We start from the raw sequence: 23,987 nt of genomic DNA, 5'->3' as shown, positions 1-23,987 counted from the left end.
CATGAAGATGGAGGGATATCGCATCCTCGACCTGAGCCTGTTTCTTCCCGGCCCGATGCTGACACAGGTTCTGGCCGATCACGGCGCCGAGGTCATCAAGATCGAACCCCCGACAGGCGAGCCCGTCCGCAAGGTGGGCTATGTGGAGGGCAATGCAACGACATGGTTCCGGAACACGCATCGCGGCAAGAAATCGGTCGTCCTGAACCTCAAGGACGCGGAGGATCACGCGATCTTTCTCGACCTGTGCCGCACCGCCGATGTCGTCATCGAGGCGTTCCGGCCCGGCGTTGTGGACCGCCTGGGCATCGGCCCGGACGCGGTGATGCAGATCAATCCGCGTGCCGTCTATTGCTCGATCGCGGCCTTCGGCCAGACCGGGCCAGAGGCCCGGCGCCCGGCCCACGATCTGTCGATCGAGGCACTGGCGGGCGTGGTCTCGCTCAATCTGGGGCGGGACGGGCACCCGGTGAACCCGCATATGCCCGTGGCCGATCTGGCCGGATCGATGACCGCGCTGGCCGCGATCCTCATGGCGCTTTTGCGGCGCGAAAAGACCGGCAAGGGCGACGTGATCGACATCTCGATGCAGGATGCGACGATGGCGTGGCTGCCCAATGTCGTGGGCCCCGTCTTTGCCGAGGATCGGGCCCCAATCATCGCCAATGAACGCAGCTTCGGCGGCTATGCGTTCTTTTCGATCTACGAGACCTCGGATGACCGGCACCTGACGTTGGGTGGGGTCGAGCCGAAATTCGCCCGCAACCTGCTGACCGACCTTGGCCGCCCCGATCTGATCGAGGCCGCCATCAGCCCGCCCGGCCCGACACAGGAGCCCGTCAAGGCATTTCTGCGAGAGACCTTCGCAAGCCAGACGCTCGATCACTGGGTGAACTGGTTCGAAGGGCGCGATGTGTGTTTTGCGCCGGTGCTGAACCTGCACGAGGCGTGGCACTCCGATCAGGTCGCCGCCCGCGAGATGCTGCTCGTCGATGAGGCCGGCAACCGGCACATCGGAACCCCGATCAAGTTCCGCGACGAGCCCGGTCAGATCGATCTGAGACTGCCCGCGCTTGACGAAGACGGGGCAGAGGTCAGGGCCGCGGCCAAGCGCTGATCGCTTAGCTCCACGCGCCCTTGGGCCCCTCGCGGCGCAAGTCCATCGTATAGGCGAACCGATCCGCCGGGTGGTAATTGACCGAGGCCAGCATGACCGCCCCGTCCGGGCCAAGATAGCGGCGGCGCACGCAGACGGCCACGTCCTGCAAGGTCTTGCCCAGCGGTTTCGCCGAGCCTGCCGGCATGGGACAAACGCTGATATCCTGCACGACCTGCGCCACCTCGACGCCGAACCGCTCTTCGATCCGGCGATAGATGGCACCTGTGCCATGCTCCAGCTCGTCGGCGATCCCGGCAAAGGCCGCATTCACCAGAACGATCGAATCGCAGATCGGGATATCCTCGTCGCGTTCAAGACGCAGGGCCCGGACGATCAGACACTCGCCCACGTCATCGCCCACTTCGGGAAATACCGTCGGTTCCGGTTTGCCGGTGGTCATTTCGCTGACCAGGAACCGCGTGTCGCTGGCATATTGAAACAGCTGATCGAGCGACCGCATGGCGTGGACGTAATTCTGGTGCGGCGTCGCGGCCATGACCCGACTTCCCGATCCCTGCCGTCGCTGGATCAACCCGGCCTCCGTCAGAAGCCTGAGCGCCTCGCGGACGGTGTGGCGGCTTGATGTGAACTCGGCGCAAAGCTCGCTTTCCGTGGGCAGGAATGATCCGACCGGATACTGACCCTTTGCGATCCGGTCGCGCATCAGGTCCCTGATCTGGACGTATTGCGGGCGATCATCCACCCCGCTCGAGATTTGCTTGTCCATCCTCACCCCTGCACCTCTTGCCACAAACTGTCGTGAAACGCCGGATCGGCAATGGCGATCAAGCGCGCCTGCCGGGTGATCATGTCCGCCTCCCGAAGATCGGCGACCCCATGTTCGGTGACGACGAAATCGACATCGGATCGCGCGACGGAGACCGGAACACCGGCCTCCAGCCGCGGCACGATCCGGCTGATCGAACCGTTGCGCGCCGTCGAGGGAAGCGCGAGGATCGCTCGTCCGCCTGCCGAGGCGCGGGCGCCGCGTATGAAATCGACCATACCACCTTGTCCACTGACCTGTCGTCCGCCGACGTACTCCACATTGACCTGACCGGTCAAATCAACCTGCAATGCCGAATTGACGCATGTCATGCTGGGGATTGCGGAAAGACAGGCGATCGAATGCGTCTTGTTCACAGGGGCAAAGCGGACTGCCTCGGCGTTCCCAAGCCTGTCGTAGAAGCCGCGGTTGCCAAGCGCGACACCCGTCGTGACACCTCGCGAAAAACCGCCCGCCTCGATCGCATCCAGCACACCGGCCGAGATCATGCCGCCATGAAAACCCAGATCCCGCCGGTCGTGCAGCGCCTCGAGGATTGCCGCCTGCAAACCGCCGAGCCCCAATTGCAGCGAACCACCCTCCGGGACGAGGCCCGCGATCAGGCGCGCGATGCGGCGGTTGATGGCGTCAGGCTCTGTCGGCGCAAGTTCCGGCAAGGGCGCCGAGCCTTCGGCAAGGGCGTCGAACCGATCCAGAGGAAGGCGCGGTGCGCCCGGCGCATCGGGCATCGCGTGGTTGACCAGTCCGATCAGGCGCGCGCCCGAGGCAATCGCGGCCGGCGCAAAATCGGCGCAAAGGCCCAGCCCGACCGTTCCGCCCTTCGGTGGCGGAACCATGATCACCACGGCGTCGATCACTCCGGGTCGGGCGATCCGGTCGTGAAAAGCAGTATAGTGCATCGGCAGATGCGCGACGGTGCCTCTCGCGCGATCTTTGCGCAGGCCCGGAGTTATGAAGACCGTCTCGACCCGCCCATCCGGGACGAGCGCCGAAAGATCGCGATCGTTTACCCCCGGGATGAACGCACCGGTCAGCGTGACGCCCCGCCAGATTTCGGGATCGGCAGCCACGGCATCGAGGATGTCGCAAGGCTCGGCCGTGCAGCCGCCCACAAGGATCCGCCCGCCCCCGCGAAGGCGTTCGGCGGCCTCGCGCGGAGAGAGATAGGAGGCGATGCACGGGCTGGCCATTCACCGACGCTCGGCTTCGGTCGCATCGCGCCGGACAGGACCCAGCGCCGCGATCATGCCACCCAGCGCCAGGAGCCAGTGATCACCCCCCCGCCGGCCCACGATCTGAGCCGCCGCGGGCAGGCCCGCGTCTGGCGCGGTCAACGGCACAGTCAGCGCGGGTGCGCCGGCTGCATTGGCCAGCGCCGTGAAATCGGCCTGGTTCGGGGGGACGGCCGCATCATGAGGGAAGGCCCGTTGCGGCGCCGTCGGCAGGATGATCCCGTCAAGACCGTCGATTGCGCGATCGAAGGCGGCCGACAGCCGCTGCACCTCGCGATAGGCGCGGGCGAGCCGCACCGATCCTGCGCGCCTGCCATAGTCGAGCATGGCGCGGAAGGCGTCGGAAAAGCCCGGCCCGTCAAGGCGTGCGCCGATGACCTCGGCCCCTTCGACCTCCGAGATCAGGAGCCCGGCCCGACGCAGGGCGCCGGGATCCCAACCCGTGATGTGGATCGGCTTAACCACCGCACCGGCCTCGCGCAGGGCCGTTAAAAACTCTTCGAAGGACGACAGGATCGCTGGCTCACATTCTGCCAGCGAGGCCACGTCCGGAACGCCAAGGCGCAGGCCGGAGATGCCGTCCGGCAGGTCGGGTCCCAGCATCTTCGGCGCGCTCATCGGGTCTTCGGGGTCGGGGCCCTCGATGATGCGCAACACGTCGGCCAGAGTGGCGGGGTCGCGCGCAAGGGGGCCGATCGTATCAAGCGTCCATGACAGATGGGTCAGCCCGGTGGCGGGAATCCGCCCCCGTGTCGGCTTCAGCCCCCAAAGCCCGCAATAGGCCGCGGGTATGCGCACCGATCCCATCGTGTCGGTGCCCAGCGTGACCGGTACGAAGTCGGCGGCAATTGCCGCCGCCGATCCGCCACTTGATCCGCCGGGCGTGTAGCCCTCCTTCAGCGGGTTCATGCACCGCCCCCAGAAGGGGTTGTCCGTGGTCGCGCCAAGCGCGCCCTCGTGCATGTTGAGCGTCCCGATCAGGACCATGCCAGCGGCGCGCATCCGCGCCACGACGGTTGCATCCCGGGCCGCTGGCGTGTCGAACGCCCTGGTCCCGCTCCATGTCGGCAGGCCCGCAACGGCAAGGTTGTCCTTGACCGCGAAGGCCACACCATCAAGCGGGCCGTGTAGACAGCCGTCTCTCCGGCGTTGGTCGCTCGCCTCGGCGTCGGACAAGGCGCTGTCCTGCAGCGTGGCGACAAAGGACCGGATGTCACCGTCGCGTTCGGCGATACGAGCGAATGCCTCTTCGACGCGGGCAACCGCCGGACCAGAGGCCGCTTTCGTCACGTGGCCTCGCGCGTGATCAGGCGGATCGGCTTCTGCCGTTTCTCGATCTGGGTCAGCTCCGCCAGATCGCCCGGGCCGGCCAGTTCGACCCCGATCTCGACGCCGAGCCGCTGCTTCAGCAGCGCCTCATATACGGCGACACTGCGGCTGGTGTCGCCCATGGTCTCGATATGCACGACCATCTCGTCGCGCCCGTCACGACGGGTCACGATACAGACGTAATCGTTCAGCAATTCAGGATCGCTCTCGGTCAGGATCACGCCCAGACCGGTGGGATAGATGTTGATGCCGCGCAGCTTGACCATGTTGTCGCTTCGGCCCTGAAACCCGACAATCCGCCGGAACGTCAGGCCGCTGGGGGACGCATCTGTCTTGAAGGCCGACACGTCATGAGTGTTGAACCGGATGATCGGGAAGACATCGTCCTTGTAGAGGCAGGTCACGACCATATCGCCGCTTTCGCCATCGGGGACAGGCGTTCCGTTGTCCACATCGAGGATCTCGAGGAATTGCGCATCCTCCTGAACATACATCCCCGCATGATCCGGCCCCTCGCCCGCGATGGCCCCGGTATCGCCGACCCCGTACCAGTCATAGACCTCTGCCCCGCCCCACGCGCGGGAAATCGTCTCGCGCGCCTCGGCGCCCATGTGGCCAGAGATGACGCGGATGTTGATGTCGCGGCCGGGCTCCAGTCCTTCCTTGCGGGCCACACCCGACAGATAGGTGATGTAATCGCCAAAGCCGATGATCGCTGTCGCCCCGAAGTCTTTCATCAACCGGACCTGATTGGCCGAGCGCGTCTCGATCCCCGTCCCGGCCGACAGAAGCTGCGCCCCCGTCCAATGGATCACGCTCTCGCGAACGTAATGCCCGCCATTGACCATTCCGTGACCATAGACCGAATGGATCACGTCCTCCCGGCGAATGCCCTGCATGGCATAGAACCGTGCCAACAGGAGGTTCTGGATCTCCCGGCTTTTCGGCCCGAACAACAGCGGTTGGGGCCGGCCGGTCGTCCCGCTCGTGGTCTGGAAGACAAGCGGCGGACGATCCTCGGGCGCATAGGCATCAAGCCCGTGGAAATCGCCGATCGGAGGGTGCGCCTCGACACTCGCCATCAGGTCTTCTTTCGAATAGGGCGGCAGTTTGCCGATATCGTCGATCGACCGGATGTCATCGGGCGTCAGCCCGGCCTTGCCCCAGTGCCGCTGATAGAAGGGGATCTTCCACGCGAAGGCCACGACCCTGAGGAACCGGTCGTTCTGAAGCGCGCGCAGCCTGTCGCGCGGCATTCGGGCAATCTCGCTTTCGAAGTGTTCGGGGCGGCCATACTCCGCGATCATCGCGTCGTAATTCATCGCCTCGAAATAGGATGGCTGTGGCATTACGCGTCCTCTTTCAGGGGGGCGGGGGCAGGCAGAGATGACATCCGGGCGCGTAGCGTCGCGATATCACCCTGCAACACGGCATCGGCCAACGGCCCCGGCTCGACGCCCGCCCAGCGGGCCAGCAGGGCGAACTTGTCAGCCACCGCCTCGGCCGACATCGGGTTTTCGCTGTCGCCCCAGGCATCCGGCACATGGGCGGTGGTTTCGACACCGTCGATGATGAGACGAAGTCGCGCGCCGAAATGGGCAGGATAGTTAGCCGTCATCGAGGGATCTTCGCGCAGCTCGCAACGATCCCTGAGGGCCACGTATTCGGGCCGGTCCAGCGCCCCTGCCTCGAACGCGCCGAGCGTCGGCGGACCATCGACAAGTGCCACCGCAACGGCGTGCTGCAAACTGAATCGGGCGCTGCCGGGGTCGGTGGGATGCGGGCGATCGCAGAATAGGACGGCATCGGCATAGGTCTCGATCACGATCCGTTCGGGCACTTGGCCGCCGCCCCGCAGCGCAAGCGCCGCATCGATGGCGGGATGGGCATGGCGACAGGCTGGCCATGGCTTGAACGAGGTTTCGTGAAGGGCCCAAGGCTCCCCTCCGAGAAGCGCTTCTGGCACGCCATCAGGCGCCAGACCTGCGAAGAACCCTTGCTCGCCCTCGAGTATCCGCAAGGGCCCGGCGATGCCGGCACGCGCAGACAAGGCCGCCTGAACGCCGCGCCGGGCGGCCTCAGCCACATGAAGGTGCTTGGTGGCTCCGGGCTCGTTACGGCATTCCCACAGCCCCCCCGACGTCGAAAGCGCATGTGCCATGGCCCAGAGCGTCTGCTCCCGATCCAGTTCCAGCATCCATGCGGCCGCGATCGCAGACCCCAGCCCGCCACAGGTAGCGGTGTTGTGAAACCGGGCGTAGTGGCCCCGTCCGACAGCACGTCCAAGCCGGATCATGGCCTCGTAGCCGCGCAAGGCCGCTTCGGCCACCCGGTCGGCCGTTCCATCCTCGGCACAGGCAAGAACGGCAGGCCAGACGACCGGACCGGGATGCAGGATCGCCGTGCGGTGAACATCATCCATTTCGAGAAGGCTGCCAAAGCTGCCAAGGGCGAAAGCCGTCTGCGCAGGTCCGGACGCCATGACTGAGAGCGGATGATCGACCGCGTCCGCCGCCTGCGCCATATTGCGACCGATCCCGGTCGAGGCACCGGCGATCGTGCAGCCAAGCCAATCCAGCAGATGCTGGCGCGCGGCCTCCACATCCTCGCGCCGCACCGGCGCCTCCAGCCTCGCCAGCAACCGACCGGTCAGGGATGTCATCGCACGCTCTGTCAAAGCCGTTCCTGGGATGCCCAAAATTTGTCCGGACATATTTCAACGGATCATCGTGTTTTACAAGAGAATTCCGGAAAGCCGTGCCACGCGTTCGGGACGCTGGCCCTGCGGTCCGGACCCATTGGGATCAGAGCGGCCAGACCAGCAACAGCAGGGGCACGCTGACGGCCACGACCAGCAGTTCGAGCGGCAGACCCAGCTTCCAGTAGTCACCGAAACGGAACCCACCCGGCCCGAGGATCAAGGTGTTGTTCTGGTGGCCGATCGGGGTCAGGAAGGCGCAGGAGGCGCCGATCGCGACGGCCATCAGGAAACTGTCGGGGTTCACGCCCAGATTGGACGAGATGCCCAGCGCGATGGGGCACAGGACGGCGGCGGTGGCGGCATTGTTCATGACGTCCGACAGAAACATCGTCGTCACCAGAACCACGACAAGCGCGACAACCGCATTGCCCTGCGCGACCGTATCGACCAGAAACCGCGCCAGCAATTCGGCCGCGCCCGTGGCCTGCATCGCGCCCGCCACCGGGATCAGCGTTGCAAGCAGCACGATGACCGGCCAGTCGATGGAGGTGTAGATCTGCCGCAGCGGCACGGTGCGCGCCACCATCGACGCCAGAACGCCAAGCGCAAATGCCACCGCCGCCGGAAGAAGGCCCAGCGTCACCAGCGCGATCGCACCCAGCATGATCGCGGCGGCGATGATCGCCATGCGTTTGTCCGGTATGCGCAGATCACGGGCCCCCAGCGGGACGCAGCCCGTGTCGCTGGTGAATTCGTCCACGGCAGCGGCCGGCCCCTGAACCAGCAAGAGATCGCCGGACTTCAGCTTGATCGTCCGCAGGCCAGAGCGGGGTGGATGCCCCTCGCGGGAGACCGCCAGAAGGTTCAGCCCATAGCGCGTCCGCAGGGACATGTCCTTGGCCGAGCGTCCCACGATGGCCGATCCCGGCAGAACGGCCAGCTCACGCAGCACGATGTCCTTGTTGCCCTCCTGCATCGGGCTTTCATCGTCCTCGGCATCCCGATCCTCCTTGCCGTCCGGGCCGCCGCTGGTCTCTATCGCGTCGCCCTTCGCCTCTTCGGGCGGGGCGACGATCGCATTCTCCAGCTTGATGTCAAAGACGGACAGCGCTTCGGCCAGCGCATCAACATCGGCCTCGAGAACCAGAACATCATCGGGCCGGATGCGCCGCCCGCCATGCGGCGCGGTCATCCGAACCTCGTTGCGCACAAGACCAACGATCTGGACATTGCTCTCTTCGATCTGGTTTTCGAAGGCACGAAGGGTCAGGCCCACGGCCTTGCTTTTCTCGGGCACGCGCAGTTCGGTGAAATAGGCGCCGGTGTCGAACCCTCCATCGGTCGCCGACTTGCGCGCCGGAACCAGCCGCCACCCCACCAGAGCGACAAAGATCACGCCAACCACCGCGACCGCAGCGCCGACCGGCGCGAAATCGAAGATCGCGAAATGGCCGAGCCCCGCCTCGGCCCGAAACCCCGAGACGATCAGGTTGGGCGGCGTGCCGATCAATGTCGTCATCCCGCCCAGAATGGTGCCGAAGGCCAGAGGCATGAGAACCTGCCCGGGCGTCAAGTCCAGCCTGTCCGAGACCTGCACCGCGATCGGCATCAGGAGCGCCATGGCCCCGACATTGTTCATGAAGCCCGACAGCGCCGCACCCAGCCCCATCAGCGCGATCATGCTGCCCAGCCGGCCCGTGTCACGCGGCATGGCGCTGCGCGCCAGCCAATCCACTGCGCCCGTCGTCTGAAGCCCCCGACTGAGGATCAGCACACAGGCCACCGTGATCACGGCGGGATGGCCGAACCCGGCAAAGGCATCGGGCGCAGGCACCAGCCCCGCGATCACGCTCGCCATCAGCGCGGCAAGCGCCACCACGTCGTGGCGGAACCGGCCCCACAGGAACAGCGCCATGGTCGCGATCAGAATAGCGAAAATCAGGATTTGGTCGGTGCTCATCTCTACCTGCCTTGCGAACATCCGGCACTTTGTCCGGGTCGAACGTGTCGGATTTCAGTGACATGAGAACATGGATTGCCCCGGGGTCCAACGAACCTTCGGCAGGATCTTCAAAGCAGGGGAACGTCGCGGCCCAGCCACCAAGGTCGATCAGATGATGCGGCCATCCCGGATTTCGAGGCGGCCTTCGCATTGCGCCGCGATCCGTTCGTCATGCGTCGAGATGAGGAAGGTGGTGCCTTCGCGCTGGTTCACGACCTTGATCAGCTCCATCACCTGCTGCGCAGAGACGCTGTCGAGGTTGCCGGTCGGTTCGTCCGCGAGGATCAGATCGGGCTTGTTCATCAGGGCGCGGGCGACGGCCACCCGCTGTTTCTGACCGCCCGACAGTTTTGTCGCCCGATAATGGGTGCGATCGGCAAGACCGACCAGTTCCAAAAGCTCCGCCCCGCGCAGCCGGGCCTGTGCGCTTTCGACCCCTTCGCGCACCGCAGTCGGAAAGATCACATTCTCCAGCGCCGAGAAGTCCGGCAACAGGTTGTGGAACTGAAAGACAAAACCGATGTGGCGATTGCGGAAATCGGTCAGGGTCGCGTCGTCCGCGCCAAACAACTCTTGCCCCAGCATCGTGAACCGGCCCGCCGTGGGGCGCAGCAGGGTGCCGAGGATGTTCAGCAAGGTGCTTTTGCCCGAGCCCGAAGCACCAAGCAGGGCGATCATGCGCCCCTTCTCGAGTGTCAGATCGAGGCCCTTGAGAACCATCGTCGCGGTCTCACCCTCGCCATAGGTCTTGGTCAGGCCACGCAATTCGACAAGGGGTGCGGCGTCCGGGGGGGTCATTGGCCGATCGCCTCCACCGGGTCGATGCGCGAGGCCGCACGGGCGGGCAGGATCGCGGCCAGCGTCGCCCCGACCATCGTCAATCCGATGGCCAACCCGAACGAGCCCTGCGCCACATCGATCGGCAGCTGGCCTGCGGCCACCTCGCCGGACGGCGTCAAAGGCGTCAGGACAGCAAGGCCGAGCGACGCCCCGATCAGCCCGCCCACAAGCCCCACGATCATCCCTTGCGTGACAAAGATGAACAGGATGAACCCCTGGCTCGCGCCCATCGCGCGCATGATGCCGATCTCGGGTCGTCTGCGATAGGTCGTCAGCATCAGCGACGAGGCCACGCCGATGACAATGGTGATCAGCGCAAAGGATTTCAGGATCAGTCCCGTGTCGGATTGTGCCCGAAGACCTTCGTAAAGCTGCTGTGCCGTAGCAGTCCAGGGTTCGGCATCCAGCCCGGTCGTGGCCGTGATCCGGGCCGCGACCGCCTCGGCCTCATACAGATCGGTGAGTTTGAGTTCGATCCGCGACACGGCATTAGGGATGTCGAACAGGCTTCGGGCCGTGCGGATATCGACATAGGCAGAGGCGCGATCCAGCTGGCCGACGCCGGTCGAATAGATGCCCGAGACCCGAAGCGACGCGGTATTGCCCTGATCGGTGCGCAAGGTCACAGGGCTACCGACAGACAGATTCATGTCCGAGGCCAGAGTCGCGCCGATCAGCAAGCCGTCACCCGTCAAAGACAGGCTGCCCTCCTGAAGATACCGGTCAAAGGCCACGATGGCAGTGACACGATCGGGCTGGACGCCCGTCACACCCACCTGACGAACTCTCTCGCCCCGGATCAGAACCGCGCCTCCGGTGATCTGGGGGGAACTGACCGCGACACCGGACAGCTGATCGATGACCGGCAACAGCGGCAGAGCGTCCCGGATGCCCGTCGCATCCCGGGTGGACTTCTGCCGCGCGACCAGCAGCTCGGCATTCGAACCCGTCTCGAGAACCGGCAATTCCCTGTCTTCGGCCTGGATCGTGACATGGGCAAACCCACCTAGCGTCCGGTTGACCATGAGATCGGCCAGACCGCCGATCAGCGCGCTCATGAAGATGAAGATGAAAACCGCCACCGCAACGCCAATGACCAGTAAACCCGTCTGGGACAGGTTGGAGGCGAGGTGACGGTAGGCGACTTTCAGACCATAGCGCATCGGCCTAGCCGCCTGTCTCTGGTGTGTCTCGCGCGCTGAGTTCCTGACCGTCGACGATGCCTTCGGGTGACAGAACCACCCTGTCGCCCTCCGAAAGGCCCGAGGTGATTTCAACCCGGTCTGCCGGCCAATCGACATACTCGATACTTGTCAGGCTCGCGCGTCCGTCGCGCAGCACGAAAACCGCCGCATCCGGCCCGCTGGAGACGAGCGCGCCTCGAGGCAGGGTCAGGCCCGCCTCGACCCTGTCGATCAGGATGTTGGCCACCGTGGTCAGCCCGATCTGAGCTTCAGGCACCGTGTCAAAAGCCAGGTTCACCCGCAGGCTCCCGGTTCGTTCGTCCACTTGAGCGGCCACAAAGCTGACCTCGCCCGGCAGGGTTTCGGTCCGGCCTGCAAGTTGAAGCCATGCGCGCTGACCGGTCTGAACCTTGTCGGCATAGATCTCGTCGACCTGCACCTCGACATGAAGGTCTCCCGGATCCGCGATCCGCAGCAGGATGTCGGACGGGGTCACAAGATCGCCCGGCTCGACTGTCCGGTCCAGCACGACACCACCTATGGGCGCGGTGATCCGGTAATCGGGCAGGGCCAGTTGCGCCTGTTCAAGTGCAGCGCGCTGGCGGTCGACCTCGGCGCTTGCCAAGGCAAGATCCCGTTCGGCGTCGGCTCGCGCGACATCCGACATCGTCCGACCCAGATCAAGGGCGCGGTCCCTGTCAGCCCGGGCGCTCTGTTCCCGAAGGATCGCGGCATCGAGGGCGGCGAGCGCCTGCCTGATGCGGCTTTGCTGCGCCGCTGCATCGAGCAAGACAAGCGGGTCGCCCACGGCGACCCTGTCACCTTCGGTGACGTCTACTTCCGTCACCCGAGCCGAGACGACCGATCTGATGTCCGACTGGACATCGGTGTTCGTCCGTCCGCTGACGGCCAGAACCCTCTCGACCGGGCCTGCGGCAAGTGTCGTCACAGGCGCTTGCGACACGGCACCGCCCCCGCTCAGGCCCCAGCCGGCCAGTGCAAAGGCAACCCCCGCGAGTGCCACGACGACCAGAGCGGTGCGCCGTTTGTGTCCCGGCTGCGGCGGCTTTGGTGGCCGCGGAACTGTGACGAGGCTGGTCGCGCGCCCATCCGCCTCGATCCTCGGCATCGCGGCCCGTGTCTGATCAGAACTCATGGCCTGCCCCGGTTTCCTGCGTCATGACGCGGTTATCAAATGGCACCGAGTGCCACCGGGCTCCAACAATTCCGCATGGCCCCGGCATGTGACGCAGCCTGTTGGTCATGGTGCCGATGATACGGCGGCAAAAGGCATTCTAATCCCCGGCCTCTGCCCGATGCCGGACTGCGGCGATAACCGCGCGTCTGACCTCGAGGGGTTGCTGGTCCAGCGCCTCGGTGACCCGGCGCAGATCGCGCCGCGTTCGGTTCAGATGGTCGATCAGGCCAAGCACGATCGGCATCACGTCTGTCGGCAAAGCCATGTCCTTTTTCAGATCGCACAAAAGCCGGAGCCGGGCCACATCGATGTCGTCGAAGACGGGGCCGTGCTGACCCTGCGCCGGGCGGACCCATCCTTCGCGAACCCAGAGACGCAGATCGCGCAGCGTGAGCCGTTCTATCCGGGTTACAACGGTGCGTTCATCGAGAGTCATGTCTTCCTCCTGATGTCGGTACGGGGATCGAAGGACGCCGCCTCCTTCCATCGTTCGGCGAGAGCCGTCATCTCATCATCGATCTTCTTGGGCAGGACGATCTTCAGCCGCACGGTCTGATCCCCGGTTGTCTTGCCGCGGGCGATGCCCTTGCCCTTGAGCCGCAGACGCTGACCAGAGGACGCCCCCTTCGGTATCGACATCGAGACCGGTCCATTGATCGTCGGGACGTCGACTCTTGCACCGAGGACGGCCTCGTCGAAGGTGATCGGCAATTCGATTTCGATGTCATCACCATCCCTGACAAAAACGGGATGCGGCCTGACGGCGATCGTCACGAGCGCATCACCCGCAGGCCCCTGCCCGATGCCCGGCCCGCCTTTGCCACGCAATCGAAGGGTCTGGCCGTCGCGCACGCCGGCAGGCACCGCGATCTCGATCGACTTGCCGTCAGGCATCGTGACCGCGCGTCTGGAGCCGCGCGCGGCATCCAGAAAATCAACCTCCAGATGGTACCGCAGATCGTTTCCCCGGGCGTGGACTTCATGCGCTGCACCACCCCGGCGGGCCCGCTGTCCGAAGAGTTCGGAGAAGATATCCGCAAAGTCCTCTTCCCTGCCGCCCCCAAAGCCTGGGCCAAAGCCGGCACGCTGGCCCTGATCATACCGGGCACCGGCGTCCTGTCCGGCATATTGATGGTAGTAGCGTTGGTCCGCACGCTCCTGACCGGAGGCGTCGATTTCACCTGCGTCGAAGCGCCGGCGCTTTTCCGTATCCCCGAGGATGTCATAGGCGGCCGAGACCGCCTGAAACTCGGCCTGTTTGCCGGGGTCGTCGGGGTGGAGATCGGGGTGCAACGATTTCGCGAGCTTTCGATAGGCCTTCTTGATGTCGGCCTGCGTGGCGGATTTCGAAACACCCAGTATCTTGTAGGGATCGTTACTCATAGTAGCATCCAATCCTGTGGGGTCGCGGCCCCCGCGATGGCAGGGCCCGGGCGCAACTGTGGTTCCAGATCGGTCGTTCTGCCCGACCGTCAGGGTGACGGATGGGATCGACGTCCATCGAGGCAGCCCTCACATTTTCATCTTTGCATATATAAGATGCCGGATGTGGGTTTTGAACGGATCGGCGGCAAATCTTTGCAACCGCTGAAGTTACCTCACGCAAGCACTGACGCGGAGGCCCGGCAAGTTGGAGCCAACGTCCGGGGGAATGCCGGCTTGATCCGCGATGTCCCTCGGGCGCTCTCGGTCGGACCCGAGCCGATCCTAGGGCCGCCAGACGGTGTCCTGGCTGACCCGGGTGATGCTCTTCGACAGGGTTTCGAACTCCTGACGGATGTGGTTTCTGACCTTCCGGGCCGCAGGCTTCAGCTCCGACTTCGACTTGGTCAGGATGCCAAGATGCCGATCCGGATCGCCGATCCGGATCGACAGGGCGCTGACGGAATGCTGGTTCCGCATCATGAACACGACCGAAAACGGAAGAACGGTCAGGGCGTCCGAGCCCGTGAGGATGTTGACGGTCGCGCTCAGCGAGCCGCCGGTAAAACTGACCTTGAAGTCCTTGATCCCGATCTCCTTCAGGACGGCGCGCAAATCCTGATAAAGCGGGCTGTCGACCGGAGGCGCGATCCAGAGATACTGGCCGATGTCGGCGAGCTTGACCGATCCGCGCCGCGCAAGCGGGTGCCCCGCGCGGCAGGCGATGACGTTTCGCCCCGGAAGGATCTGTTCGAAATCGTACCCCGGCGGGATGGACGACGCGCGCATGGGAAGGATGGCCAGATCGAGGACATTGTCTTCGAGTCTGGGGATCAGGTTATTCATATAGCCATAGACCTGGTCGATGCGGACGTCGGGGCGTTCATACTGAAACCCGGCCAGCATCCCCGAGATCACCCCGTCAAGAAAGAAGGGGGTTCCGCCGACGCGGACGGCGCCGGTCTTTCCATCCTTGTATTGCGCAAGGATCGCCGAGCTGCCGCGCCCCGCCTGATAGATCTTGCGCCCCTCGGCCGCGAGCGCGAGGCCCAGTTCGGTCGGGCGCAAAGGACGACGGTCCTTTTCGAACAGCGCCGCACCGATCCGGTCTTCGAGGATCGACAGGGAGCGACTGAGGCTGGGTTGCGACTTGCCCAGCATCTCGGCGCCCTCGGTCAGCCCGCCCTTTTCGACGATTGCGAACAGCATCTCGAGGTGGCGAGGGTCCAATTTCATAACTTCAAGTTATGAGCCCGAGTTCAGATTCGATCAAGATACCATATTTTAGATGCATCATGGCGGGGACACCTGAGGACATGACCCCGTGTTGAACACCGACCAATTCCAGTCCGATCAGACCGTTGCCTTTGGCGCGGGCTTGCGCCACCGGGCGCGGGAATTTGCGTCCAATGCCGGATGCAAACGCATCCTCGTCCTGACGACGCCGGATCAATCCGACCTCGGGCTGGAAGTGGCCGAAACGCTTGGGCCGATGGCGGCGGGGGTCTTCTGCAAGGCGGCCATGCACACCCCGACCGGCATTACCGAAGAGGCCCTAGCTCATCTGGCCGAAGCCCGCGCGGATTCCGTGCTCGCGGCTGGTGGCGGATCGACCATCGGGCTGGGCAAGGCGCTGGACCTGCGGGCCGGCGTTATCCAGATCGCCCTGCCCACGACCTATGCGGGCAGCGAATGCACCCCGATCCTCGGTCAGACGCAAGACGGCATCAAGACCACGATGAGCGATCCGAAGCTCCGGCCTGATGTCGTTCTGTACGATCCGGAACTTGTGGTGACGTTGCCCGTTGCAATGACAGTCACCAGCGCACTCAACGCAATGGCCCACGCCGTGGAAGGTCTTTACGCCAAGGATCGGACCGACGCCACCACGGCCCTCGCGCTTGACGGTCTGGCGTCGTTCCAACGCGCCCTGCCCGAGGTGATCGGCGCACCAGCGGCCGTTTCCGCCCGGCAGGCAACACAGGAGGGCGCCTGGGCCTGCGGCACGGTTCTGGGACAGGTCGGCATGGCCCTGCATCACAAGCTTTGTCACACACTGGGCGGCGCGCTGAACCTGCCCCATGCCGAGACGCATGCAATCATCCTGCCCCATGCGACGGCCTACAACCGGCCTGCCGCCGCGGCCGAGCTTGCGCCGTTGACCCGGATGTTCGGCCATGACGATCCGGCGATGGGGCTTTGGGAATTCGCCAGATCGCTTGGCGCGCCAATGGCCCTGAAGGATCTGGGCGTCGCGGAAGCGGACCTCGATCGCATCGCCGAACTGGCCACGACGAACCCCTACTGGAACCCGCGCGAGATCACCAATGACGGGATACGCGCACTTCTCGGGCGCGCCTGGGGGGGCGCCGCCCCACATGCCTGACATCTTCATACGTTTGGGAGGACGACCATGATCACGCGCCGCAATCTTCTGAAAACCTCGAGCGCCGCCGGCCTTACACTGGCCGCAGGTGGCCTTGCCGCCCCGGCCATCGCGCAGGGCGCGAGGATACGGCTGGGCTATGTCAGCCCGCAATCCGGCCCGCTGGCCGCATTTTCCGAGGCGGATCAATTCATCCTCGACTCCTTCGCCAATTCCGAGGCCGGCGCGAATTTCGAGGTCATCGTCAAGGACAGCCAGTCGAACCCGAACCGGGCCGCCGATGTCGCGAGCGAGCTGATCATCGATGACGAGATCGACCTGATGCTGGTGGCCTCGACGCCCGAAACGACGAACCCCGTCGCCACGACCTGCGAGGCAGAAGAAATCCCCTGCATCTCGACGGTTGCGCCGTGGCAGCCCTATTTCATCGGCCAGCAGGGCAATCCCGGCGATCCCGGCTCGTGGGAGAGGTTCTACTACAGCTACCATTTCTTCTGGGGGCTAGAGGATGTGATTTCGGTCTTCACCTCGATGTGGGGGCAGCTGTCCACGAACCAGCAGGTCGGGGCCCTGTTCCCCAATGACGGTGACGGAAACGCATGGGGCGATCCCAACGTGGGCTTTCCGCCGGTTCTTGCCGATCTGGGCTACGGGCTCACCGACACGGGCCGGTATCAGAACCTGACCGACGACTTCAGCGCGCAGATCAATGCGTTCCGCAACAACAACGTCGAGATCGTGACCGGCGTGCCGATCCCACCCGACTTCACCACCTTCTGGACGCAGGCCAAGCAGCAGGGCTTCACGCCCAAGGCCGCGTCGATCGGCAAGGCGATCCTGTTTCCCCAGGCCGTCGAGGCGCTTGGCGACACCGGCCACAACCTCAGCTCCGAAGTCTGGTGGTCGCCTTCGCATCCATTCAGCTCTTCGGTCACCGGCCAGAGCGCGGCCGAGGTGGCCGCGGGTTTCACAGCCGCGACAGGCCGTCAGTGGACCCAACCCATCGGCTTTGTCCACGCGCTGTTCGAGATGGCGGCAAACGTGATGGGCCGGGTCGACGATGCCTCCGACGCGGATGCGGTGGCTGAGGCGATCGCGGCAACCCAGCTCGACAGTCTGGTGGGCCGGATCGCATTCGACGGCGCCGGGCTGCCGCCCTTTGCCGCGGCAAATGTGGCGAAGACACCGCTTGTCGGCGGTCAATGGCGGCTCCGCGATGGCGGGGGCTATGACCTCGTGATCGTCGAGAATTCAGACCAGCCCGACATCCCCACCGGCGGCATGATGGAAGAGATCACCGCCTGACACCAACGTCCGGAAGGGGGGCGACTGCCGCCCTTCCCCTCTCTGGCGGTTGCGGATCGCGCGCCGACGGGACCCGAACATGGCCATTCTGGAACTCGAAAATATCACCAAGAGCTTCGGCCAGCTGAAGGTGGCCGACGGGATCAGCCTTGTCGTGCCCAAGGGCCAAGCACTTGGCATCATCGGGCCCAACGGCGCGGGCAAATCGACCCTGTTCAACCTGATCACGGGGAACCTTCTGCCGGACGCGGGAACAGTGAAATTCGAGGGCCGCGACGTAACCCGCATGCCCGCAATGCAGCGGTGTTTCGCGGGCATCGGGCGGTCGTTCCAGATCCCGCAACCCTTCGACAATCTGAGCGTTTTCGAAAACCTGCTTGTCGCGGCGATGCATGGCCGGAACATGGATCAGCGCGCCGTGCAGGACGACTGCGCGATGATCCTCGAGCAGACCGAACTCCTTGCCGTTGCCAACAGGCCCGCGGGCGGCCTCTCGCTTCTTCAGAGAAAACGGCTCGAGATGGCACGTGCGCTGGCCACGGACCCAAAACTCCTGCTTCTGGACGAGATCGCGGGCGGCCTGACCGACGCCGAATGCGTCGCCTTGATCGACACGATCAGGGCGGTCCATGTGCGCGGCGTGACGATCATCTGGATCGAACATGTGCTTCATGCTCTCAACAGCGTGGTCGAACGGCTGCTCGTTCTCGATTTCGGCAAGGTCATCGGGGTCGGGCAACCGGACGAGATCATGAAACGGCAGGATGTCCGTGAGATTTATCTGGGGATCGAAGTATGAGTAGCGTTCTGATCATCGGGGGCGGGATCGGCGGACTGACCGCCGCTCTCGCCCTTCATGCAAAAGGCATCCGGGTCCGCGTCGCCGAGGCCGTGCGTGAGCTGCGCCCCCTCGGGGTCGGCATCAATCTCCTGCCTCACGGGGCGGGGGTGCTGCATGGGCTGGGGCTGGGTGAGGCGCTCGACCGGACCGGGATCCGCACGAGCGCCATCGAATACCGGACCCGCTACGGTCATCTCCTGGCCCGCGATGCCCGCGGGGTGGAGGCGGGCTTTGCCCATCCGCAATACTCGATCCATCGCGGGCACCTGCAGGTGCTGTTGCGCGACGCGGTGATCGATCGGATCGGCCCGGAGACAATCCTGACAGGTCATCGCCTCACCAGCCTGTCGCAGGATGCTGACGGTGTCGTGGCGGAGTTTGAAAACGGCGGCGCTCTGACCGCTGACGCGCTGGTGGGCGCGGATGGGTTCCATTCCGCCGTCCGGTCCCTGCTGCATCCCGATGAAGGCCCCGCCCATGCCGAGGGCATGATGATGTATCGCGGCGCAACCGAAGCAGACGGGTTCGGTGATGGGCGGACCATGGTCATCGCCGGTGACCATGACGTGAAATTCGTCTGCTACCCGATCTCGGAACCGCTGCGCCAGCAGGGCCGGGCGCTCCTGAACTGGGTGGCGGAGCTGCGCCACTCCGCACCGCGTCCTGCGACCGAGGCCGATTGGGTCGATCGTGGCGCACGGGACTTCATCGACGCCTTTCGCGCGTTCGACATGTCCGACTTCGACACCGTCGCGCTGATGGAGGCGACCGAGACAGTTCTGGAATATCCGATGATCGACCGCGACCCCCTGCCATCTTGGGGCATAGGACGCGTGACGCTGCTGGGTGATGCGGCGCATCCGATGTATCCGATCGGCGCGAACGGATCGAGCCAGGCGATCATCGACGCCGATGCGCTTGCGCGGTGTGTCGCCGGGGACCCCGACCTGCCGACGGCCCTCCGCGCCTATGAGGCGGACCGCCGCCCGGCGACAACGGATGTGGTGCTGGCCAACCGCAAGGCAGGACCAGAGGCGGTGCTCGACATCGCCGCTGCCCGGCTCACGGGCAAGGCGGACCGGGTCGAGGATCTGATAACGGCAGAAGAACGCGAGGCGGTGGCAGCGCGTTATCGCCGCGTCGCCGGTTTCCGCAAGATAGGGGAACCCAAATGAGCTTTCTGACCACCCGGGGACTGACGGCGCATTACGGCGATTTCCAGGCCCTGTTCGGCGTCGATATCATGCTGAACGAGGGCGAGACGATCGCGATCATCGGCGCCAACGGGGCCGGAAAGACGACCCTGATGCGATCGCTCTCGGGCGTGCTGCGGAACAGCCCCGAGATGATCACACTCGACGGCCGGAAGATTGGTGCCATGAGCGCGGACGAAATCGTGCCGCTTGGTCTTGCGATGGTCCCCGAAGGCCGGAGGCTCTTTCCGTCGCTCAGCGTCGAGGAGAACCTTCTGATCGGGGCCTATGGCAGAAAGATCGAGGGCTACTGGAACCTGGAAAAGATCTATCGTCTCTTCCCGATCCTGGCCGAGCGACGCAGCAGCCCGGGGACTGCGCTGTCCGGCGGACAACAGCAGATGGTCGCCATCGGCCGCGCGCTGATGTCGAACCCGAGGGTGCTTTTGTGTGACGAGATCAGCCTTGGCCTTGCGCCGGTCGTGATCAGGGACATCTACGCCGCCGTGCCGAGAATTCAGGAAAGCGGAGCGAGCCTGATCGTGGTCGAGCAGGATATCGGGCAGGCCATGAAAGTTGCCGATCGGGTCTATTGCATGATGGAGGGCCGCGTCACGCTGGAGGGCACGCCGCAAAGCCTGAGCCGGGACGACATCCATGCCGCCTATTTCGGGGTCGGTGCATGATCTGGGTCGATACCATCGTGCAGGGCGTTCTGCTCGGCGGGCTCTATGCCCTCTTTGCGGCCGGGCTGAGCCTTGTCTTCGGGATCATGCGTCTCGTGAACCTCGCCCACGGCGATTTCATCGTGATGGCCGCCTACCTGATCCTTCTGCTGGTGACGCTTCTTGGTCTTTCGCCGTTCGTCGCGGCCGCGCTGGCGGCACCGATCATGTATCTGACAGGCTGGCTGCTTCAGAAGCACCTGTTGAACCGCACCCTCGGCACCGACATCCTGCCGCCGCTTCTGGTGACGTTCGGCCTGTCGATCGCCTTGCAGAACGCCTTGTTGGAAGGGTTCAGCGCGGACAGCCAGCGCCTGCCCACGGGCGCGATCTCGACGGCCTCACTCGACCTTGGCGTGATCAACGTGGGGGTGCTGCCGCTGATGACATTCGGCTCGGCGATCGTGGTGATCGTCGGGCTCAACCAGCTGTTCTACAGAACGGAGCTGGGGCGCGCCTTCCGGGCAACCTCGGACGATCCGACAACCGCAAGCCTGATGGGCATCCGTCCCGGTGACATCTTCGCAAAGGCCACGGCCATCGCGATGCTGGTCGTCACGCTGGCGGCACTTTATCTGGGGATGCGGTCGAATTTCGACCCCAGTATCGGGCCCGCGCGCCTGATCTATGCGTTTCAGGCGGTCATCATCGGCGGTCTGGGCAGCCTCTGGGGCACGCTGGCCGGCGGTGTCATCATCGGTCTGGCACAAACGATCGGCGCGGCGATCAACCCCGAATGGCAGATCCTCGCCGGGCACGTGGCATTCCTCGTTGTTCTGCTTGTCCGCCCCCGCGGCCTTTTTCCGAGGGCCGTTGACTGATGGCCGGAATGACCCGATCCAGCCCCTACGAGGTGACAACCCGGACCCGCGCCTCGCGGATCACCGCGGTGGCGGCGGTGGCCCTCCTGGCGCTGCTTGTCGTTCTGCCGCTTTTTGCGGGGCGCGGTCTGATCCAGGACATGTTCTTCATCCTGACGATGCTCGTTCTGGCGCAGTTCTGGAACCTTCTGGCCGGCTATGGCGGCCTTGTTTCCATCGGGCAACAGGCTTTCGTTGGGATGGGCGCCTACGCGATGTTCGGCGGCGTGATCCTTGCCGGCATGGACCCGATCCCGGCGATCCTGCTGGGCGGAATTGCCGCGCTGATCGTCGCCATCCCCACGGCCTTTTTCGCCTTCCGTCTGCAAGGACCGTATTTCGCGATCGGAACATGGGTCATCGCGGAGGTGATGCGTCTGGTCATGGCGCAGGCCAAGGCCCTCGGAGGCGGCACCGGCACCTCGCTTCCCCGCACGGCCACGCGCGAGATGTGGGCGACCGAATGGATCGCCGGGGCGCTTGACGTGCGGAACTCCGCGGCCCGGGACATCCTGACATACTGGCTGGCGCTGGCGCTGGCCGCGGCCACCATCGCGGCGATCTATGCGCTCTTGCGGTCGAAACGCGGGCTGGCCCTCTCGGCGGTGCGCGATAATCCGGAGGCCGCGAAATCGGTGGGCGTCGATGCCGGGCGCATGAAGTGGTTCGTGTTCCTGACCTCGGCCTTCGGCACCGGGCTCGCCGGGGCGCTGATCTATGTCCAGAAGGCACGGATCAGCCCTGACGCGGCCTTCAGCGTGACCGACTGGACCGCCTATGTCCTGTTCATCGTCATCATCGGCGGCATCGGCACGATCGAGGGGCCGATCATCGGGGTGATCGTCTTCTTCCTGCTCCAATCGCTGCTGGCGGATTACGGCAGCTGGTATCTGTTCACGCTGGGAATCATCGGCATCGTCGTGATGCTGGTCGCCCCGCGCGGCATCTGGGGGCTGATCACCGAAAGAACCGGCATTCAACTTTTCCCTGTTCGGCGGCGGCTGAGCGGCGGATCTCTCAAGGAGGACTAGACAATGGCTGAAATCGAAACCGACGTGCTGATCATCGGGACCGGCCCCGCGGGCTCTGCAACGGCGGCCCTGTTGTCGTCCTACGGGATCGAGAACATGGTGATCAATCGCTACCGCTGGCTTGCCAATTCACCGCGCGCGCATATCACCAACCAGCGCACGATGGAGGTGCTGCGCGATCTCGGCCCCGAGGTCGAGGCAGAGGCCTACATGCATTGCTCAGAGCAGGATCTGATGGGCGAAAACGTGTTCTGCGAAAGCCTTGCCGGCGAAGAGATCGGCCGGATGAAATCGTGGGGCAATCACCCTCTTTCCAAGGCCGAGCATCTGCTGTCGAGCCCGACGATGATGAACGACCTTCCGCAGACCTTCATGGAGCCGATCCTGTTCGGCACGGCCTGCAAGCGCGGAACCCAATCGAGGATGAGCACCGAATACCTGAGCCATGTGCAGGACGCAGACGGCGTGACGACAACCTGCCGGGACCGTCTTTCGGGTCGGGAATTCGAGGTTCGTTCGAAATACCTGATCGGCGCCGACGGCGGAAATTCCATGGTCGCCGAACACGCGGGCCTTCCCTTCGAGGGGCAGATGGGTGTCGGCGGGTCGATGAACATCGTGTTCCGTGCCGATCTTTCCCGATACGTCGCCCACCGCCCCAGCGTGCTTTACTGGGTGATGCAGCCGGGATCGGACGTCGGCGGCATCGGGATGGGTCTGGTCCGGATGGTGCGGCCATGGAACGAATGGCTGATCGTCTGGGGCTATGACATCAACGAGGATCCCCCCGTCGTGGACGAGGCGATGGCCACGCAGGTCGCCCGTCAGCTTGTGGGCGATCCGGACCTCGAGATCGAGTTGCTGAGCGCCAACACCTGGACGGTCAACAACATGTACGCGACCCATATGCAGAAGGATCGGGTATTCATCATGGGCGACGCCGCCCACCGGCATCCGCCCTCCAACGGTCTCGGCTCTAACACGTCGATCCAGGACGGCTTCAACCTGGCATGGAAACTCGCCGCCGTTCTCAAGGGGCAGGCGACGCCCGGGCTTCTGGAGAGCTACAGCGCCGAACGCGCCCCGGTCGCAAAGCAGATCGTGACGCGCGCCAACAAATCGATCGGTGAGTTCGGGCCGATCTTCGAGGCGCTCGGCATGACCGGCGGCACGGATCATGAAAAGATCCAGGCCAACATGGACGCGCGCTGCGACACCGGGCCGGGTGCCGAAAAACAGCGCGACGCGATCCGGGAGGCCATCGCCTTCAAGAAATACGAATTCGATGCCCATGGTGTGGAAATGAACCAGCGCTACAAGTCCGGCGCCGTGATGACGGATGGCCAGATGGAACCGGCCTTCGAGCTGGACGCCGAATTGCATTACCAGCCGACGACATGGCCCGGCGCACGTATCCCGCATGTCTGGGTCTTCGACCGCGAGACGGGCGACAGCGTCTCGACCCTTGATCTGTGCGGTCGCGGGCAGTTCACGATCCTGACCGGCATCGGCGGGGAAGCCTGGGGCGCGGCGGCGGACAAGGTGGGCACCGAATTCGGGCTGCCGATACGGGTTCACGTGATCGGACCGCGCCAGCCCCACGTCGATCACACCGGCGACTGGGCCCGGGCCCGGGAGATCGGCGACACCGGCTGCGTGCTTGTGCGCCCGGACCAGCATGTCTGCTGGCGCGCCGAAGAGATGACCGATGATCCGGAGGCCGAACTTCGGCGGGTGCTGTCCCATGTTCTGGGCCACCGGCAATCAGCATCCATGGCAGCGGAGTGAACCA

At 64.7% G+C, this 23,987-nt stretch carries 21 protein-coding genes; 9 read left to right on the top strand and 12 right to left on the bottom strand.

Annotated features, from left to right (window positions below):
• Position 1 precedes the first annotated feature (1 nt).
• Positions 2-1,117: a CaiB/BaiF CoA transferase family protein gene (locus EP376_RS12800; RefSeq protein ID WP_127656002.1), complete on the top strand. Its 1,116-nt coding sequence runs from the start codon at positions 2-4 to the stop codon at positions 1,115-1,117.
• Between the two features lie 4 nt (positions 1,118-1,121).
• On the opposite strand, the gene EP376_RS12795 is transcribed toward EP376_RS12800, so the two are convergent.
• The 12 genes from EP376_RS12795 to EP376_RS12740 form a co-directional block, all read right to left on the bottom strand.
• Entirely contained in the window at positions 1,122-1,886 is a 765-nt protein-coding gene (locus EP376_RS12795; protein WP_127656001.1) for a GntR family transcriptional regulator, read from the bottom strand.
• A 2-nt stretch (positions 1,887-1,888) separates the two neighbouring features.
• A complete protein-coding gene (locus EP376_RS12790; RefSeq protein WP_127656000.1) occupies positions 1,889-3,136 on the bottom strand; it encodes an acetyl-CoA hydrolase/transferase family protein in 1,248 nt (415 codons plus the stop codon).
• Entirely contained in the window at positions 3,137-4,468 is a 1,332-nt protein-coding gene (locus tag EP376_RS12785; protein WP_127655999.1) for an amidase, read from the bottom strand.
• Positions 4,465-5,856 carry a phenylacetate--CoA ligase family protein gene (locus EP376_RS12780; protein ID WP_127655998.1) on the bottom strand — a complete coding sequence of 464 codons (1,392 nt, stop codon included), beginning with the start codon at positions 5,854-5,856 and terminating at the stop codon, positions 4,465-4,467. Before EP376_RS12780 ends, EP376_RS12785 begins: the two co-directional genes overlap by 4 nt.
• Positions 5,856-7,169: an MmgE/PrpD family protein gene (locus tag EP376_RS12775; RefSeq protein ID WP_164744930.1), complete on the bottom strand. Its 1,314-nt coding sequence runs from the start codon at positions 7,167-7,169 to the stop codon at positions 5,856-5,858. Before EP376_RS12775 ends, EP376_RS12780 begins: the two co-directional genes overlap by 1 nt.
• Before the next feature lie 142 nt (positions 7,170-7,311).
• Positions 7,312-9,168 (bottom strand): SLC13 family permease, encoded by a 1,857-nt coding sequence (locus tag EP376_RS12770; protein ID WP_127655996.1) that lies wholly within the window; start codon positions 9,166-9,168, stop codon positions 7,312-7,314.
• 150 nt (positions 9,169-9,318) lie between these two features.
• Positions 9,319-10,008 (bottom strand): ABC transporter ATP-binding protein, encoded by a 690-nt coding sequence (locus EP376_RS12765; protein WP_127655995.1) that lies wholly within the window; start codon positions 10,006-10,008, stop codon positions 9,319-9,321.
• Positions 10,005-11,213 (bottom strand): ABC transporter permease, encoded by a 1,209-nt coding sequence (locus tag EP376_RS12760; RefSeq protein WP_127655994.1) that lies wholly within the window; start codon positions 11,211-11,213, stop codon positions 10,005-10,007. Before EP376_RS12760 ends, EP376_RS12765 begins: the two co-directional genes overlap by 4 nt.
• Before the next feature lie 4 nt (positions 11,214-11,217).
• On the bottom strand, positions 11,218-12,390 hold the full coding sequence (locus EP376_RS12755; RefSeq protein WP_127655993.1) for an efflux RND transporter periplasmic adaptor subunit: 1,173 nt from the start codon (positions 12,388-12,390) through the stop codon (positions 11,218-11,220).
• Positions 12,391-12,529: 139 nt separating this feature from the next.
• The gene (locus EP376_RS12750) at positions 12,530-12,868 is read right to left on the bottom strand and encodes a MerR family transcriptional regulator (protein WP_127655992.1); all 339 of its coding nucleotides are present in this window, start codon (positions 12,866-12,868) and stop codon (positions 12,530-12,532) included.
• Complete coding sequence (locus EP376_RS12745; protein WP_127655991.1) at positions 12,865-13,815, bottom strand: DnaJ C-terminal domain-containing protein; 951 nt, start codon at positions 13,813-13,815, stop codon at positions 12,865-12,867. The genes EP376_RS12750 and EP376_RS12745 overlap by 4 nt, the downstream gene beginning before the upstream one ends.
• 324 nt (positions 13,816-14,139) lie before the next feature.
• Positions 14,140-15,090 carry a LysR family transcriptional regulator gene (locus EP376_RS12740; RefSeq protein WP_127655990.1) on the bottom strand — a complete coding sequence of 317 codons (951 nt, stop codon included), beginning with the start codon at positions 15,088-15,090 and terminating at the stop codon, positions 14,140-14,142.
• Positions 15,091-15,178: 88 nt separating this feature from the next.
• Between EP376_RS12740 and EP376_RS12735 the strand changes: the two genes are divergently transcribed.
• The 8 genes from EP376_RS12735 to EP376_RS12700 all read left to right on the top strand — a co-directional run bounded on the left by EP376_RS12735 (position 15,179) and on the right by EP376_RS12700 (position 23,983).
• On the top strand, positions 15,179-16,240 hold the full coding sequence (locus tag EP376_RS12735) for a maleylacetate reductase (protein WP_127655989.1): 1,062 nt from the start codon (positions 15,179-15,181) through the stop codon (positions 16,238-16,240).
• A 27-nt stretch (positions 16,241-16,267) separates the two neighbouring features.
• A complete protein-coding gene (locus EP376_RS12730) occupies positions 16,268-17,545 on the top strand; it encodes an ABC transporter substrate-binding protein (RefSeq protein ID WP_127655988.1) in 1,278 nt (425 codons plus the stop codon).
• A 79-nt stretch (positions 17,546-17,624) separates the two neighbouring features.
• Positions 17,625-18,344: an ABC transporter ATP-binding protein gene (locus EP376_RS12725; RefSeq protein WP_127655987.1), complete on the top strand. Its 720-nt coding sequence runs from the start codon at positions 17,625-17,627 to the stop codon at positions 18,342-18,344.
• Complete coding sequence (locus tag EP376_RS12720; RefSeq protein ID WP_127655986.1) at positions 18,341-19,561, top strand: FAD-dependent monooxygenase; 1,221 nt, start codon at positions 18,341-18,343, stop codon at positions 19,559-19,561. The genes EP376_RS12725 and EP376_RS12720 overlap by 4 nt, the downstream gene beginning before the upstream one ends.
• Positions 19,558-20,265, top strand: coding sequence for an ABC transporter ATP-binding protein (locus EP376_RS12715; protein ID WP_127655985.1), 708 nt, complete (start codon positions 19,558-19,560; stop codon positions 20,263-20,265). The genes EP376_RS12720 and EP376_RS12715 overlap by 4 nt, the downstream gene beginning before the upstream one ends.
• Positions 20,262-21,125 (top strand): branched-chain amino acid ABC transporter permease, encoded by an 864-nt coding sequence (locus EP376_RS12710; protein ID WP_127655984.1) that lies wholly within the window; start codon positions 20,262-20,264, stop codon positions 21,123-21,125. The genes EP376_RS12715 and EP376_RS12710 overlap by 4 nt, the downstream gene beginning before the upstream one ends.
• An 8-nt stretch (positions 21,126-21,133) precedes the next feature.
• Positions 21,134-22,195 carry a branched-chain amino acid ABC transporter permease gene (locus EP376_RS12705; protein WP_127655983.1) on the top strand — a complete coding sequence of 354 codons (1,062 nt, stop codon included), beginning with the start codon at positions 21,134-21,136 and terminating at the stop codon, positions 22,193-22,195.
• Between the two features lie 3 nt (positions 22,196-22,198).
• Positions 22,199-23,983: an FAD-dependent oxidoreductase gene (locus EP376_RS12700; RefSeq protein WP_127655982.1), complete on the top strand. Its 1,785-nt coding sequence runs from the start codon at positions 22,199-22,201 to the stop codon at positions 23,981-23,983.
• The last annotated feature ends 4 nt before the right edge of the window (positions 23,984-23,987 follow it).

The sequence above is a fragment of the Alexandriicola marinus genome (assembly GCF_004000435.1).
Lineage (GTDB): Bacteria > Pseudomonadota > Alphaproteobacteria > Rhodobacterales > Rhodobacteraceae > Alexandriicola > Alexandriicola marinus.
The sequence above is the reverse complement of the archived record's forward strand: the minus strand, read 5'-3'. Positions and strand labels throughout refer to the sequence as shown.

Coding starts and splice junctions, on each gene's coding strand:
- EP376_RS12720 (WP_127655986.1), top strand. CDS start 18,341: ATGAGTAGCGTTCTGATCATCGGGGGCGGGATCGGCGGACTGACCGCC.
- EP376_RS12770 (WP_127655996.1), bottom strand. CDS start 9,168: ATGAGCACCGACCAAATCCTGATTTTCGCTATTCTGATCGCGACCATG.
- EP376_RS12790 (WP_127656000.1), bottom strand. CDS start 3,136: ATGGCCAGCCCGTGCATCGCCTCCTATCTCTCTCCGCGCGAGGCCGCC.
- EP376_RS12760 (WP_127655994.1), bottom strand. CDS start 11,213: ATGCGCTATGGTCTGAAAGTCGCCTACCGTCACCTCGCCTCCAACCTG.
- EP376_RS12740 (WP_127655990.1), bottom strand. CDS start 15,090: ATGAAATTGGACCCTCGCCACCTCGAGATGCTGTTCGCAATCGTCGAA.
- EP376_RS12715 (WP_127655985.1), top strand. CDS start 19,558: ATGAGCTTTCTGACCACCCGGGGACTGACGGCGCATTACGGCGATTTC.
- EP376_RS12700 (WP_127655982.1), top strand. CDS start 22,199: ATGGCTGAAATCGAAACCGACGTGCTGATCATCGGGACCGGCCCCGCG.
- EP376_RS12755 (WP_127655993.1), bottom strand. CDS start 12,390: ATGAGTTCTGATCAGACACGGGCCGCGATGCCGAGGATCGAGGCGGAT.
- EP376_RS12725 (WP_127655987.1), top strand. CDS start 17,625: ATGGCCATTCTGGAACTCGAAAATATCACCAAGAGCTTCGGCCAGCTG.
- EP376_RS12795 (WP_127656001.1), bottom strand. CDS start 1,886: ATGGACAAGCAAATCTCGAGCGGGGTGGATGATCGCCCGCAATACGTC.
- EP376_RS12765 (WP_127655995.1), bottom strand. CDS start 10,008: ATGACCCCCCCGGACGCCGCACCCCTTGTCGAATTGCGTGGCCTGACC.
- EP376_RS12775 (WP_164744930.1), bottom strand. CDS start 7,169: ATGACATCCCTGACCGGTCGGTTGCTGGCGAGGCTGGAGGCGCCGGTG.
- EP376_RS12745 (WP_127655991.1), bottom strand. CDS start 13,815: ATGAGTAACGATCCCTACAAGATACTGGGTGTTTCGAAATCCGCCACG.
- EP376_RS12705 (WP_127655983.1), top strand. CDS start 21,134: ATGACCCGATCCAGCCCCTACGAGGTGACAACCCGGACCCGCGCCTCG.
- EP376_RS12780 (WP_127655998.1), bottom strand. CDS start 5,856: ATGCCACAGCCATCCTATTTCGAGGCGATGAATTACGACGCGATGATC.
- EP376_RS12730 (WP_127655988.1), top strand. CDS start 16,268: ATGATCACGCGCCGCAATCTTCTGAAAACCTCGAGCGCCGCCGGCCTT.
- EP376_RS12710 (WP_127655984.1), top strand. CDS start 20,262: ATGATCTGGGTCGATACCATCGTGCAGGGCGTTCTGCTCGGCGGGCTC.
- EP376_RS12800 (WP_127656002.1), top strand. CDS start 2: ATGAAGATGGAGGGATATCGCATCCTCGACCTGAGCCTGTTTCTTCCC.
- EP376_RS12750 (WP_127655992.1), bottom strand. CDS start 12,868: ATGACTCTCGATGAACGCACCGTTGTAACCCGGATAGAACGGCTCACG.